11 protein-coding genes are annotated in these 13,415 nt (G+C 73.8%); 5 read left to right on the top strand and 6 right to left on the bottom strand.

Annotated elements, in window-relative coordinates:
- Positions 1–335: 335 nt before the first annotated feature.
- Both ABZ128_RS07730 and ABZ128_RS07725 read right to left on the bottom strand, forming a co-directional pair.
- Positions 336–2,624 carry a heavy metal translocating P-type ATPase gene (locus ABZ128_RS07730; RefSeq protein ID WP_356846723.1) on the bottom strand — a complete coding sequence of 763 codons (2,289 nt, stop codon included), beginning with the start codon at positions 2,622–2,624 and terminating at the stop codon, positions 336–338.
- A 126-nt stretch (positions 2,625–2,750) separates the two neighbouring features.
- Positions 2,751–2,993 carry a heavy-metal-associated domain-containing protein gene (locus ABZ128_RS07725; RefSeq protein ID WP_356846722.1) on the bottom strand — a complete coding sequence of 81 codons (243 nt, stop codon included), beginning with the start codon at positions 2,991–2,993 and terminating at the stop codon, positions 2,751–2,753.
- 162 nt (positions 2,994–3,155) lie between these two features.
- On the opposite strand from ABZ128_RS07725, the gene ABZ128_RS07720 reads away from it, so the two are divergent.
- Complete coding sequence (locus ABZ128_RS07720) at positions 3,156–4,385, top strand: cation:proton antiporter (protein WP_356846720.1); 1,230 nt, start codon at positions 3,156–3,158, stop codon at positions 4,383–4,385.
- A 37-nt stretch (positions 4,386–4,422) separates the two neighbouring features.
- On the opposite strand, the gene ABZ128_RS07715 is transcribed toward ABZ128_RS07720, so the two are convergent.
- The 3 genes from ABZ128_RS07715 to ABZ128_RS07705 form a co-directional block, all read right to left on the bottom strand.
- Positions 4,423–4,623 carry a MerR family transcriptional regulator gene (locus ABZ128_RS07715; protein ID WP_356846718.1) on the bottom strand — a complete coding sequence of 67 codons (201 nt, stop codon included), beginning with the start codon at positions 4,621–4,623 and terminating at the stop codon, positions 4,423–4,425.
- A gap of 323 nt (positions 4,624–4,946) precedes the next feature.
- Positions 4,947–5,960, bottom strand: coding sequence for a Gfo/Idh/MocA family oxidoreductase (locus ABZ128_RS07710; protein ID WP_356846716.1), 1,014 nt, complete (start codon positions 5,958–5,960; stop codon positions 4,947–4,949).
- Between the two features lie 31 nt (positions 5,961–5,991).
- The gene (locus tag ABZ128_RS07705) at positions 5,992–6,906 is read right to left on the bottom strand and encodes a sugar phosphate isomerase/epimerase (RefSeq protein ID WP_356846715.1); all 915 of its coding nucleotides are present in this window, start codon (positions 6,904–6,906) and stop codon (positions 5,992–5,994) included.
- A gap of 63 nt (positions 6,907–6,969) precedes the next feature.
- Between ABZ128_RS07705 and iolC the strand changes: the two genes are divergently transcribed.
- The 4 genes from iolC to ABZ128_RS07685 are packed head-to-tail and all read left to right on the top strand — an operon-like array spanning position 6,970 to position 12,138.
- Positions 6,970–7,911 carry a 5-dehydro-2-deoxygluconokinase gene (gene iolC, locus ABZ128_RS07700; protein ID WP_356846944.1) on the top strand — a complete coding sequence of 314 codons (942 nt, stop codon included), beginning with the start codon at positions 6,970–6,972 and terminating at the stop codon, positions 7,909–7,911.
- Between the two features lie 7 nt (positions 7,912–7,918).
- Complete coding sequence (gene iolB, locus ABZ128_RS07695; protein ID WP_356846943.1) at positions 7,919–8,755, top strand: 5-deoxy-glucuronate isomerase; 837 nt, start codon at positions 7,919–7,921, stop codon at positions 8,753–8,755.
- Positions 8,752–10,626, top strand: coding sequence for a 3D-(3,5/4)-trihydroxycyclohexane-1,2-dione acylhydrolase (decyclizing) (gene iolD / locus ABZ128_RS07690; protein WP_356846714.1), 1,875 nt, complete (start codon positions 8,752–8,754; stop codon positions 10,624–10,626). The genes iolB and iolD overlap by 4 nt, the downstream gene beginning before the upstream one ends.
- A gap of 12 nt (positions 10,627–10,638) precedes the next feature.
- Positions 10,639–12,138 carry a CoA-acylating methylmalonate-semialdehyde dehydrogenase gene (locus ABZ128_RS07685; protein WP_356846712.1) on the top strand — a complete coding sequence of 500 codons (1,500 nt, stop codon included), beginning with the start codon at positions 10,639–10,641 and terminating at the stop codon, positions 12,136–12,138.
- Between the two features lie 97 nt (positions 12,139–12,235).
- On the opposite strand, the gene ABZ128_RS07680 is transcribed toward ABZ128_RS07685, so the two are convergent.
- Complete coding sequence (locus ABZ128_RS07680) at positions 12,236–13,297, bottom strand: DUF916 domain-containing protein (RefSeq protein ID WP_356846711.1); 1,062 nt, start codon at positions 13,295–13,297, stop codon at positions 12,236–12,238.
- Between the last annotated feature and the right edge of the window lie 118 nt (positions 13,298–13,415).

The following is a 13,415-nucleotide window of genomic DNA, read 5'->3' as shown; positions in this document are numbered from 1 at the left end:
CGCGCGTGCGAAAAGCGCCCCGCCGTCGATCCCCCCACGGGTCGACGGGCGGGGCGCTTTCCTTTCCCCGGAACGGATTCCCCCCACGGGACCCGAGCCGGGGCGTCAGTGTGCCGGGACCCGTTCGGGTCGGGAGGGCCGCTCAAAGCTTCCCGCGGGCACGCGTCCCGGCCGGCTGGTGCCACGGACGTCCCCCAAGACCCCCGTGAACGTCCCCCAAGACGTTCCTGGCACCGCCCCATTAGACCCACTGCAGTGCCGGATGGTTACGTTGCAATCACTGTGATCTGCGTCTCCTGTGAAGGAAGTGTGGACGGAATGGGGAGGACGGACCCCTACCGGAAGGATCGCAACCGCAGGGAGTTGCTCACCACGAAAACGGAGGAGAACGCCATCGCGGCCCCCGCAATCATCGGGTTGAGCAGGCCGGCGGCCGCCAGCGGCAGGGCGGCCACGTTGTAGCCGAAGGCCCAGAACAGGTTGCCCTTGATGGTGGCCAGGGTCCGCCGCGAGAGCCGGATCGCGTCCGCCGCCACCCGCAGGTCCCCCCGTACGAGGGTCAGGTCGCCCGCCTCGATCGCGGCGTCCGTCCCCGTCCCCATCGCCAGCCCCAGGTCCGCCTGGGCCAGGGCCGCCGCGTCGTTGACCCCGTCGCCGACCATGGCGACGGTACGGCCCTCGGCCTGCAGGCGGCGTACGACGGCCACCTTGTCCTCGGGGAGCACCTCGGCGATCACCTCGTCGATGCCGACCTCCCGGGCCACCGTCTCGGCGACGGCCTTGTTGTCGCCGGTCAGCAGGACCGGGGTCAGGCCGAGCGCCCGCAGCCGGGACACCGCCTCGGCGCTGGTCTCCTTGACCGCGTCGGCGACGGTGAGGACCCCCCGCGCCCGGCCGTCCCAGGCCACGGCCACGGCGGTGCTGCCCGCCGCCTCGGCCTGCGCCTTCGCCGCGGCGAGATCGCCGGGAAGGCCGATCGACCACTCGGCCAGCAGCTGCTCCCGGCCGACCAGGACGGCGCGCCCGTCCACGAGGCCCTGGACTCCGAGCCCGGCGAGGTTGTCGAAGGACTCCGGCACGGGCAGCGCCCCCACCCGCTCGGCGGCCCCCGCCGCGACGGCGCGGGCGATCGGGTGCTCGGAGGCGTGCTCCAGTGCACCGGCCAGGCGCAGCAGCTCGCGCTCGTCCGTCCCGGCCGCGGCGTGCACCCCGGCGAGGGTCATCCGGCCGGTGGTGACCGTCCCGGTCTTGTCCAGGACGACGGTGTCCACGCGGCGCGTGGACTCCAGCACCTCCGGCCCCTTGATCAGGATCCCGAGCTGCGCCCCACGTCCGGTGCCGACCATCAGGGCGGTCGGGGTGGCCAGGCCCAGGGCGCACGGGCAGGCGATGATCAGGACGGCCACGGCGGCGGTGAAGGCGGCGGCCGGATCGTCGGTGATCAGCAGCCAGGTGACCCAGGTGCCGAGGGCCAGCAGCAGGACGACCGGCACGAAGACCGCGGAGATGCGGTCGGCGAGGCGCTGTACCTCGGCCTTGCCGTTCTGTGCGTCCTCGACCAGCCTGGCCATCCGGGCGAGCTGGGTGTCGGCGCCGATCCGGGTGGCCCGGACGACGAGCCGCCCGGAGGCGTTCACGGTGGCGCCGGTGACCGGGCTGCCGACGGTGACCTCCACGGGGACGGACTCCCCGGTCAGCATGGAGGCGTCGACGGCGGAGCTGCCCTCGACGACCGTGCCGTCGGTGGCGATCTTCTCGCCCGGGCGCACCACGAACCGGTCGCCGACCGCGAGCTGCGCGACCGGGATCCGTACCTCGCCGCCGCCGCGCAGGACGGCGACGTCCTTGGCGCCGAGCTCCATCAGGGCCCTGAGGGCCGCGCCCGCCTTCCGCTTGGAGCGGGCCTCCAGGTAGCGGCCGAGCAGGATGAAGGCGACGACCCCGGCGGCGACCTCCAGGTAGATCGTGGAGGAGCCGTCCGTACGGCTGACGGTGAAGGCGAAGCCGTGCCGCATGCCCGGCATTCCGGCGTGCCCGAAGAACAGGGCCCACAGGGACCAGGTGAAGGCGGCCAGGGTGCCGACCGAGACCAGGGTGTCCATGGTGGCGGCGCCGTGCCGGGCGTTGGTCCAGGCGGCCCGGTGGAAGGGGAGGGCGCCCCAGACGACCACCGGGGCGGCCAGGGTCAGGGAGAGCCACTGCCAGTTGTCGAACTGGAGGGCCGGGACCATCGAGAGCAGGACGACGGGCAGGGCGAGCAGGGCGGAGACCAGCAGGCGTACGCGGAGCGCGGCCGGTTCCGGGTCCTCGGCGGCCGGCCCGGTGGCCGGCGCCGACGGCGGCGCAGCGGCCGGTCCGGGCTGCGGCGGCGGGGGTTCGGCCGCCGTGTAGCCCGTCTTCACGACGGTCGCGATCAGGTCGGCGACCTGGACCGCGCCGCCGTAGGACACGCGGGCCTTCTCGGTGGCGTAGTTCACCGTGGCGGTGACCCCGTCCATCCGGTTCAGCTTCTTCTCGATGCGGGCCGCGCAGGAGGCGCAGGTCATCCCGCCGATCGACAGCTCGACCTCGGAGGTGTCCGCGGGCGGCGCCGCGGCTATGGGGCTGCTCGTGTTCGTGCTCATGCTGATCCGGCTCCAGGGGGTGGGCCGAGCCGTACAGGTCCAGTATCAGCTGGCCGGCACGGCTCGGCGGGGTACTGCACGGAGGGCGGCGGGCCCGGGTGCCCGAGGGGCCCCGGTCCGGGCCGGCTAGCGCCCGGAGGCGGTCCCGGCGAACTCGTATCCGGCCTCGTCCACGGCGGCGCGTACGTCCTCCTCCGCGAGCGGGGCCGCGGAGACCACGGTGACCTCGCCGGTCGCGGCGACGGCCTTGACCGAGCTGACGCCGGGCAGGGCGGAGAGCTCGGTGGTCACCGCGCCCTCGCAGTGGCCGCAGGTCATGCCCGTCACCCGGTAGACGGTGGTGGTCTGGGTGTCCGTCTCGGCGGTCATGTCGTTCTCCTCTTCAAGGGCGTATCGGGTCGCGGAAGGCCACGGTGTCACTCCACGGTCCTCCCGACACCCGAAGACTATACCCCTAGGGGGTATAAAGCGAGGGCGGCCCGCGGCCCGGTCCGAGATGACAACCCGGACGCGGCGTAGGTAAATGGCGCTGTGGATCACTCGGGGACGCTCATCCTGATCATGGCCATCGCCGTGCTCGCGCCCCCGCTGGCCTACGGGGTCTCCCGGTGGCTCCCGGTCCCGCTGGTGATCTTCGAGATCGGGCTCGGCGTGGTCACCGGCCCCGACGTGCTCGGCTGGGCCGAGACCGGCCCGGTGATCGACGTACTGAGCCGGCTGGGCCTCGCCATGCTGATCTTCCTGGCGGGCTACGAGATCCAGTTCGACCAGGTCAAGGGCGAGACCCTCACCCGCTCCGTATGGGCCTGGCTCGCCGCCCTCGCGCTCGGCCTGGGGCTCGGCACCCTGCTGGCCGGCGGCAGCTTCGGCAAGGGCGTCTACCTCGGCACCGCACTCACCAGCACCGCGCTGGGCACGGTCCTGCCGCTGCTGCGCGACGCGGGGGACCTCCCGAGCCGGTTCGCCGCCGTGATGACGGCCATGGGCTCGGTCGGGGAGTTCGGGCCGATCATCGCCATGGCCCTGCTGCTCAGCGGCCGGGCCCCGGCGCGCTCGGCGGCGCTCCTCGCGGTCTTCGCCCTCCTGACGGCCGCCGCGGTCTTCTGGGCGCTGCGGCCCAAGCGGCCCTGGTTCGCGCGGGTCATCGCCAGGACCCTGCACAGCAGCGCCCAGTTCGCGGTGCGGCTGGTGATGCTGCTGCTCGTGGTGATGCTCGGGCTGGCCCAGTGGCTGGGGCTCGACGTGCTGCTCGGGGCCTTCGCCGCCGGGCTGATCACCCGTCTGGTCCTGCACGGGGCGGCGCCCGAGAGCAGCGGGACCGTGCTGTCGAAGGTGGAGGCCATGGGCTTCGGCTTCCTGGTGCCGCTGTTCTACGTCGTGACGGGCATCGAGTTCGACCTGGACGCCCTGCTCTCGGGCGGCCGCCCGCTGCTGTTGCTGGTGGCGTTCCTGCTGCTGTTCCTGGTGGTGCGGGGGTTGCCGATGTGGCTGCTGGCGCCCAGGGACCTGGGCCGGCGCGACCGCGGGGCGCTCGTGCTGTTCGGATCCACCGCCCTGCCGCTGGTGGTGGCGATCGCCACGCTGGGGGTGCAGGACGGGCACATGGCGCCGGGGGAGGCCGCGGCGCTGGTGGCGGCGGCCATGGTCTCCGTACTGGTCTTCCCGCTGGTGGCGCTGCGGCTGCGGGAGGGTGCACGCAGGGGCACGGCCGGGGCCGGGGCGGAGGAGGGGGTGCGGACCGGCGGCGACGAGTCCTGGTGACGCCGCCCGCCCCCGCTCCGGCGCCGGGAGGCCGGGGTCAGTCCTCGCGGCGCCCCCGGTTCCCCGGCCGGCGGGCCACCCAGGCATGGATCGTGGCGGCGTACCAGTACGGCTTGGCGCCCTCCACGTGGTCGGGCGGGGGGAGCAGCCCGTGCTTGCGGTACGAGCGCACCGTGTCCGGCTGGACCCGGATGTGGGCGGCGATCTCCTTGTACGACCACAGCTGCCGGTCGCTCATGCACGACACCTCCTTGTCCGCGCCACGGGGCCGGCCGGGAGGCCGTCGGGGGAGCCGGCGCGCGGACACAGACGATCACTCGGGTAGTGCCCGGAGAACGACGAGCGGTGAAGGCGCGGGAGCAGCTGTCGACCGACCGTGACGGACATCCCGCGAAACGCGGACATGCGTGACACACCGGCGACATGCGTGACGTACGTGACACCAGGGCCGCGTGGGAGGGCGTGCAGGGGGATGCCGGCGACACCGGCCGGCCCGGCGGACCCGGCCCCGCCGGACCCGGCCCCGGCGGACCCGGCCCGGCCCGGCGTGGGGCGGCCGGCTCAGCGGTACAGCGCCGGCCGGTCCACCAGCTCGACCGCTCTGCGCACGCCGTCGCGCGCGGCCGCGATGCCGGCCCGGGAGACGGCGGCCGCCGCATAGCCGTCCCACGCGTCGGGCCCGGCCACCCGGCCCTGTGCCGCCGCGGCCACCCACCGCCGCAGCTGGCGGTCGTACGCATCGGCGAAGCGGACGGTGAAGTCCTGGGCGATCTCCCCGTACCGGCGGCCCGCGGACTGGACGAGCATCCCCTCGCCGCCGCCGCCGATGAGCGCGCTGCCGGCCTCGCCCACCGCCTCGCAGCGGACCTCGTAGCCGAACCCGCAGTTGACGAAGATCTCCACGTCGACGACCGCCCCGCCGGAGGTCTCCAGCAGGACCAGCCGCGGGTCGCGCAGCCCCTCGGGAGCCGCCGAGGTCGGGGTGGGGGAGAGCACCGAGACCGCCGTGATCTCCTGCCCCAGCAGCCAGCGTGCCGCGTCCACCTCGTGCACCACGGAATCGCTGATCAGCATGTCGCTGGTGAAGAAGGACGGCGAGGCCGCGTTGCGGTGCCGGCAGTGCAGGAACAGCGGCCGGCCGATCCCGCCCGCGTCCAGCAGCTCCTTGAGCCGCTCGTACTCGGCGTCGAAGCGCCGCATGAACCCCACCTGCACCAGCTTGCGGCCCAGACGCTGTTCGGCCTCCATCACCCGCAGCGCCCCCTTCGGATCCGGGGTCAGCGGCTTCTCGCACAGCACCGGCAGCTCCCGCCGCAGGGCGTGCAGGATCGCCTCCTCGTGGGCGGGCCCGGGGGAGGCGATCAGGACGGCGTCGACGCCCGGAGCGGCTGTCGCGGCCGCCGCATCGGTGTGGGCGCTCGCGCCGTCGAGACCCGCGGCGACCTCCTTGACCCGGTCCGCGTCGGGATCGGCGACGGCCACCACCCGGGCTCCGCCGACCGTCCGGCCGATCCGCCGGACGTGGTCGGCGCCCATCTTCCCCGTACCGAGGACGGCGATGCCGAGCATGCTCATGGTGTGGGTTCCCTTCAGGGTGCGGCTCTGGTCAGCGGGCGCCGCAGGAGCGCAGGTAGGCGCGGGTGCGGCGGGCGATCGGCAGGGGCCGCTCGGGCGGGCACGGGTACATGTCCTGCTCCACGATGGCGAACAGGTCCACCCCGAGCCGCTGCGCGGCCGCGAGTACGGGTTCCAGCGCGGGCACCCCCGACGGCGGCTCGCACATCACCCCGCGGGCGACGGCCGGCCCGAACGGCACCTGGTCCGCGACGACTTCCGCCAGGATCCGCGGGTCCACCTGCTTGAGGTGGAGGTAACCGATCCGCTCGCCGAAGGTCTCGACGGCCTGGACGCTGTCTCCGCCGCAGTACGCGTAGTGCCCCGTGTCCAGGCAGAGGGAGACCAGGTCCCGGTCGGTGGCGTCCAGGAAGCGGGCCACGTTCTCCGGGGTGTCGATGTGCGTGTCGGCATGCGGGTGGACGGCGATCCGCAGCCCGTACCGGTCGTGCACCTCCCGGCCCAGCCGCTCGGTCTGCCGGGCCAGTTCACGCCATTGGGCGGGGGTGAGGGTGCGGTCCTCCAGCACCTCACCGGTCTTGTCGTCCCGCCAGAACGAGGGGATCACGACGAGGTGCCGCGCGCCCACGGCCCGGGTGAGCTCGGCGATGCGCGACACGTGCTCCCAGGTGTCCTCCCAGACGGCGGGCCCGTGATGGAGTCCGGTGAAGACGGTGCCCGCGGACACCCGCAGACCGCGCTTGGCGGTCTCGTCGGTGAGCCGGGCGGCATCGGTGGGGAGGTAGCCGTAGGGCCCGAGTTCGATCCACTCGTACCCGGCGTCGGCCACCTCGTCGAGGAAGCGCTCCCACGGGGTCTGCAGGGGATCGTCGGGGAACCAGACACCCCAGGAGTCCGGAGCCGAACCGATGCGGATACGGGTCAACGGGGGTGGGGAGGACGTCATGACGGCCACCTTAGGGGTGTGGGACGAGTGGGAGGACTGCGTGTGACCACCGCGGAAGAAGTCATGTTCGACCTGATCGCGATGGGGCGGATCGGGGTGGATCTCTACCCGCTGAAAACGGGCGTACCGCTGGCGGAGGCGGACACCTTCGGGAAGTTCCTGGGCGGTTCGCCGGCCAACGTCGCGGTCGCGGCGGCACGGCTGGGCCGCCGGACGGCGATGATCACCCGGACCGGAGCCGATCCCTTCGGGGCCTATCTGCGCGCTGAGCTGCGGGCGTTCGGGGTGGACGACCGGTGGGTGGCGGAGGTGGACCGGTACCCGACGCCGGTGACGTTCTGCGAGATCTTCCCGCCGGACGACTTCCCGCTGTACTTCTACCGGTGGCCGAAGGCGCCCGACCTGGAGATCGGGGCCGGGGAGCTGGACCTGGCGGCGGTACGGGCGGCGCGGGTGTTCTGGATGACCGGAACGGGCCTGAGCGCGGAGCCGAGCCGGTCCGCGACCCTCGCCGCACTTCAGGCGCGGGCCAAGTCCGGGATCACGGTCTTCGACCTCGACTGGCGGCCGATGCTGTGGGAGGACGAACCGGGCGGTCCGTACGCGCACGCCCTGGGGCTGGCCACCGTGGCGGTCGGCAACGCCCGGGAATGCGCGATCGCGACGGGCGAGTCCGATCCCCGCGCGGCGGCACGGGCCCTGCTGGCGGCCGGGGTGGAGCTGGCGGTGGTCAAACGCGGACCGGACGGCGTGCTGGCGGCCCGGCGCGACGGAACGGTGGTGGAGGCGGCGCCCGTAGCGGTGGAGGTGGTCAACGGCCTGGGCGCGGGCGACGCCTTCGGCGGCGCCCTGTGCCACGGCCTGCTCGCCGGCTGGGACCTGGAGCGGGTGGTCCGCTACGCCAACGCGGCGGGGGCGATCGTGGCCTCGCGGCTGGCCTGCTCCTCGGCGATGCCGTACCCCGAGGAAGTGGAGGAGGTGCTCGGCGGTGCCGGTGGTGTCTGAGTGGGGGATGGCCTACACCCGGCTGCGGGTGCTGGCCCTTGAGCCGGGAGAGACCCACACGTTCGAGTGCGGGGACGCCGAGTGGATCGTGCTCCCGCTGGCCGGGGCCTGCCGGGTCCGCTGCGCGGAGCCCGTCCGGGAAGGTCCCCCCGCGGCGGAGACCGTGATCGAACTGCGCGGGCGGGACGGCGTGTTCACATCGGTGACCGACTTCGCCTACCTCCCCCGGGACGGGCACGCCGCGATCACCTCCCCCGCCGGGGGGCGCTTCGCGCTCGCCGGGGCCCGGTGCGAGAACGTCCTGCCCGCCCGCCACGGGCCGGCCCGCGAGGTCCCCGTCGAGCTGCGCGGGGCCGGCACCTGCTCGCGCCAGGTCAACAACTTCGCCGCCGCCGACGTCTTCGCCTGCGACCGCCTCATCGCCGTCGAGGTCCTCACCCCCGGCGGGAACTGGTCCTCCTACCCGCCCCACAAGCACGACGAATACCAACCCGGCCGGGAATCCCGCCTGGAGGAGGTCTACTACTACGAGATCGCCCCGCACGGGCGGATCCCCGGCCTCGGCTACCAGCGTGTCAGCCCCTCCCCGGCCGGGAAGACCGACATCCTCGGCGAAGTGCGCACCGGAGACGCCGTGCTCATCCCGGACGGCTGGCACGGGCCGTCCATCGCCGCCCCCGGGCACGACATGTACTACCTCAACGTCATGGCCGGGCCCTCGGACCAGCCCCGGCAGTGGCTCATCAGCGACCATCCCGACCACGGATGGATCCGGGACGGCTGGCCGGCCCAGGACACCGACCCCCGGCTGCCCTTCTACCGAGCGGAGGACGCGACCCGGTGAAGCTCACCACCGCCCAGGCCCTCGTACGCTTCCTCGCCGCCCAGTACACCGAACGCGACGGCCGCCACCACCGGCTGATCGCCGCCACCTGGGGGATCTTCGGGCACGGCAACGTGGCGGGCATCGGACAGGCCCTGCTGGAGACGGGCCCCGCCGCCATGCCCTTCCTCCAGGGCCGCAACGAGCAGGCCATGGTGCACGCCGCCGTCGGATACGCCCGCCAGTGCGGCCGGCTGTCCGCGCACGCCGTGTCCACCTCCATCGGCCCCGGCGCCACCAACCTCGTCACCGGCGCCGCCCTCGCCACCGTCAACCGGATCCCGGTGCTCCTGCTGCCCGGAGACACCTTCGCCACCCGCCCCGCGGACCCGGTGCTCCAGCAGATCGAGATCCCCCACGCCGGAGACCTCTCCGTCAACGACACCCTGCGCCCCGTCTCCCGGTACTTCGACCGGATCACCCGCCCCGAGGCGCTGGTCCCGGCCGCCCTGCAGGCCGCGCGGGTGCTCGCCGACCCGGTGCAGACCGGCGCGGTGACCCTCGCCCTGCCCCAGGACGTCCAGGCCGAGGTCCACGACTGGCCGCCCGCCTTCTTCGCCGAGCGGGTCTGGCACGTCCGCAGGCCCCGGCCCGACCGGGAGGAGCTCGCCGAAGCCGCCCGGGCCGTACGGGCCGCAGCGCGGCCCCTCCTCATCGCCGGCGGCGGCATCCGGCACAGCGGGGCGCAGGCGGCCCTGGCCGCGTTCGCCGAGGCCACCGGGATCCCGGTGGCCTCCACCCAGGCCGGCAAGGGCGCCCTGCCCTACGACCACCCCGCCGATGTCGGCGGGGTCGGGCACACCGGCACGCAGGTCGCCGACGAACTGGCCCGCGGCGCCGACCTGGTGATCGCCGCGGGAACCCGGCTGACGGACTTCACCACGGCCTCGGCCACCCTGTTCCAGAATCCGGCCGTCCGGTTCATCGGCCTCAACCTCGACGCGTACGACGCCCACAAGCTCGCCGCCCGGCCCCTGGTCGCCGACGCCCGCGAGGCCCTGGAGGAGCTCCGGCACGCCGTGACGGGCCACCGGGTCGACCCCGCGTACGAGACGGCGTACCAGCAGGCCAAGAGGGTCTGGGAGCAGCGGGTCGACCAGGCGTACGCCGTGCCGGCCGGCGACGAGGACGCCGTGCCCACCCAGGCGCAGGTGCTCGGACTGCTCGACGGCCTCGTCGACGCAGACGACATCCTGATCAACGCCGCCGGCTCCCTCCCCGGCGACCTGCACAAACTGTGGCGGGCCCGCTCGGCCGACCAGTACCACGTGGAGTACGGATACTCCTGCATGGGCTACGAGATCCCCGCCGCCCTCGGCACCGCCCTCGCCGCGCCGGGCCGACCGGTATGGGCGCTGGTCGGCGACGGCACGTACCTGATGAACCCCACCGAGATCGTCACCGCCGTGCAGGAGGGCGTACCGATCAAGGTGGTGATCCTCGACAACCACGGCTACGCCTCCATCGGAGGACTCTCCGCGGCGGTGGGCGGCGAGGGCTTCGGGACCGCGTACCGCTTCCGCGGGCCGGACGGCGCCTACGACGGCGCACCCCTGCCGGTGGACCTCGCGGCCAACGCGGCCTCCCTCGGCATGGCCGTCATCCGCACCCGCGCCCTCGGTGACCTGCGCAAAGCCCTCGCCGAGGCGCGTACGGCGGACCGGCCCACATGTGTCTACGCACAGACCCGAACACCCGACACTGTGTCGGGCCCGCCCCCGGCACAGGCGTGGTGGGATGTTCCTGTGGCCGAGACCGCGACCCGTACGGCGGCGGTCCGGGCCCGCGAGGAGTACGACCGGCAAGCCGCGCAGCGACGTCGCCATCTGTGAAGGAGCAAGGCAATGAAGACCGTCAACCACTGGATCGGTGGCAAGACCGTCGAGGGCGCGTCGGGCAACTACGGCCCGGTCACCGACCCGGCCACCGGCGAGGTCACCACCCAGGTCGCCCTGGCATCGGCCGAAGAGGTCGACGCCGCCGTACAGGTCGCCAAGGAGGCGTACCTGACCTGGGGCCAGTCCTCGCTGGCCGCCCGCACCAAGGTGCTGTTCGCCTACCGCGCCCTGCTGGACGCCAACCGCGACGCCATCGCCGAGCTGATCACCGCCGAGCACGGCAAGGTGCACTCGGACGCGCTGGGCGAGGTGGCGCGCGGCCTGGAGATCGTCGAGCTGGCCTGCGGGATCACCACCCAGCTCAAGGGCGAGCTGTCGACGTCCGTGTCCAACCGGGTCGACGTCTCGGCGATCCGCCAGCCGCTGGGCGTCGTCGCGGGCATCACCCCCTTCAACTTCCCGGCGATGGTCCCGATGTGGATGTTCCCGCTGGCCGTGGCCTGCGGAAACACCTTCATCCTCAAGCCGAGCGAGAAGGACCCGTCGGCCGCCAACAAGCTGGCCGAGCTGGCGGCGGAAGCCGGTCTGCCGGCCGGCGTCCTGAACGTCGTCCACGGCGACAAGGTGGCCGTCGACGCGCTCCTCGCCCACCCCGACATCGCGGCCGTCTCCTTCGTCGGCTCGACCCCGATCGCCCGCCACATCCACACCACCGCCTCCGCCCACGGCAAGCGGGTCCAGGCGCTGGGCGGCGCCAAGAACCACATGCTGGTCCTGCCGGACGCCGACCTGGACGCGGCCGCCGACGCCGCGGTCTCGGCCGCCTACGGCTCGGCCGGCGAGCGCTGCATGGCGATCTCCGCCGTCGTCGCCGTCGGCTCCATCGCCGACACCCTCGTGGACAAGATCCGCGAGCGCGCCGAGAAGATCAAGATCGGCCCGGGCAACGACCCGACCTCCGAGATGGGCCCGCTGATCACGGCCGCCCACCGCGACAAGGTCGCCTCGTACGTGAAGGGCGCGGCCGACCAGGGCGCCGACGTGGTCCTCGACGGCACGGGCTACACGGTCGACGGGTTCGAGAACGGCCACTGGATCGGCCTCTCGCTGCTGGACAACGTCAAGACCGACTCCGACGCCTACCGCGACGAGATCTTCGGCCCGGTGCTGTGCGTGCTGCGCACCGAGACCTACGAGGAGGGCGTGGCGCTCATCAACGCCTCGCCGTTCGGCAACGGCACCGCCATCTTCACCCGCGACGGCGGCGCGGCCCGCCGCTTCCAGCTGGAGATCCAGGCGGGCATGGTCGGGGTCAACGTGCCGATCCCGGTGCCGGTGGGCTACCACTCCTTCGGCGGCTGGAAGGACTCCCTCTTCGGGGACCACCACATCTACGGCAACGACGGCATCCACTTCTACACCCGGGGCAAGGTCGTCACGACCCGCTGGCCGGACCCGTCCGAGGCCCCCCTGGGCATCGACCTCGGCTTCCCCCGCAACCACTGACGGCGGCCGCCGCCGACGGCACGCCCGGTGCAACCGCTCGCCCCCCGCCACCCTCACGCGGGGGGCGAGCCCGTCCCCGGGCCGCCGCCGGCCCGGGTCAGCGGCCCCGTGCCCCCGCCAGGTCCGGCGCGGGCTCGGGCGCGTCCGCGGCGGCGCGGCGACGCCGCATGCGCAGGACCCGTACGGTGATCCCGGCGCCCGCCACGACCAGCAGCGCCCCCACCGCCGGCCACGGCACGGCGAGGAACTCCGCTCCCCCCTCGGAGGCCAGGTCCGGGTAGGCGGCGGCGCCCGCCGCGACGGTCACCGCCACGCGGTCCGACTGGGGGGCGTCCGGCCACGGCTCGGTCAGCTCGATCCGCTGGCCCGGAAGCAGCACCAGCTTCAGGTCGCGGGCCGGCCGCTCCAGCAGCCTCCGGCCGAACAGCCCGCGGGCGGACACGGACACCTTCGGCTCGACCACCACGTTCCCGCGGTTGACCAGCGCGTACGAGACCGTTGCGCGAGCCTTCCCGAGCCACGGCAGCACCGGAGCCGAGCGGCTGACCCGCACGTCCTCCACACTCAGCCCGGGCGTCATCGGTCCCGGCACCCGGAAGTACAGCCGCGCACCGACCTGCCGTTGCACCGCGACCCGCACTCTGCCGTCCTGCCGGCCGCCCTCCAGGGCGGTGTTCAGCGCGACGATCCCCCCGACGTGGTCGCCCGGAACCGCGTCCTGGGGCACCTTCACCGTGAACGGGATGTCCTTGCGGCCCTTGGGCGGCACGGTCACCGTGGTCGCGGCCTGCGGCGCGAGCGAGACCCACGCGCCGACGTCCTGCGGTTTGCGGTCCACCGGCAGCAGGGCGAAGGCCCCGCCGGCCGGGGTGTTCCTGGCGTCCGTGGCGAACACCCGGAACGTCAGCTCGGTGTCGGAGGAGTTCAGGATCGTCACGCTGTCGCCGACGGTGGTCCCGGCCGCGCCCTGGTGGAAGAAGTACGCCCGGTCGCTCGTCCCGGCGCCGGCCGCGGGCGTCGGGAACACCCCCCAGGTGCCGTTGTCCGCGGCCGCCGCCGGGGCGGCCGGGAGGAACAGGGCCGCCCCCAGCAGCAACAGAACGGGCAGCAGACCGTACGCGGGACGGGGACTGGTGCGGATGCGGGTGCGGATGCGCATGGGCGGTTCTCCCGGGGCGGACTGGGCGGACTGGGGGGACTCGGCGGACTGGGAACGGGAAGGGGTGGTGGGGGGGGGGGGGGGCCCCCCCCCCCCCGGGGGCGCGGGGGGGCGGGCG

It is taken from the genome of Streptomyces sp. NPDC006326, from assembly GCF_040612915.1.
In the GTDB taxonomy this organism is placed as follows: Bacteria; Actinomycetota; Actinomycetes; order Streptomycetales; family Streptomycetaceae; genus Streptomyces.
Note: the sequence above shows the minus strand (reverse complement) of the source record. Positions and strands in the feature narration are given on the sequence as shown.

What these genes read in the sequence shown, in the direction of transcription:
- iolC (WP_356846944.1), top strand. Translation starts at nt 6,970, where the DNA reads ATGTTCGACCTGATCGCGATGGGGCGGATCGGGGTGGATCTCTACCCG.
- ABZ128_RS07680 (WP_356846711.1), bottom strand. Translation starts at nt 13,297, where the DNA reads ATGCGCATCCGCACCCGCATCCGCACCAGTCCCCGTCCCGCGTACGGT.
- ABZ128_RS07725 (WP_356846722.1), bottom strand. Translation starts at nt 2,993, where the DNA reads ATGACCGCCGAGACGGACACCCAGACCACCACCGTCTACCGGGTGACG.
- ABZ128_RS07685 (WP_356846712.1), top strand. Translation starts at nt 10,639, where the DNA reads ATGAAGACCGTCAACCACTGGATCGGTGGCAAGACCGTCGAGGGCGCG.
- iolB (WP_356846943.1), top strand. Translation starts at nt 7,919, where the DNA reads ATGGCCTACACCCGGCTGCGGGTGCTGGCCCTTGAGCCGGGAGAGACC.
- ABZ128_RS07705 (WP_356846715.1), bottom strand. Translation starts at nt 6,906, where the DNA reads ATGACGTCCTCCCCACCCCCGTTGACCCGTATCCGCATCGGTTCGGCT.
- ABZ128_RS07715 (WP_356846718.1), bottom strand. Translation starts at nt 4,623, where the DNA reads ATGAGCGACCGGCAGCTGTGGTCGTACAAGGAGATCGCCGCCCACATC.
- ABZ128_RS07730 (WP_356846723.1), bottom strand. Translation starts at nt 2,624, where the DNA reads ATGAGCACGAACACGAGCAGCCCCATAGCCGCGGCGCCGCCCGCGGAC.
- ABZ128_RS07710 (WP_356846716.1), bottom strand. Translation starts at nt 5,960, where the DNA reads ATGAGCATGCTCGGCATCGCCGTCCTCGGTACGGGGAAGATGGGCGCC.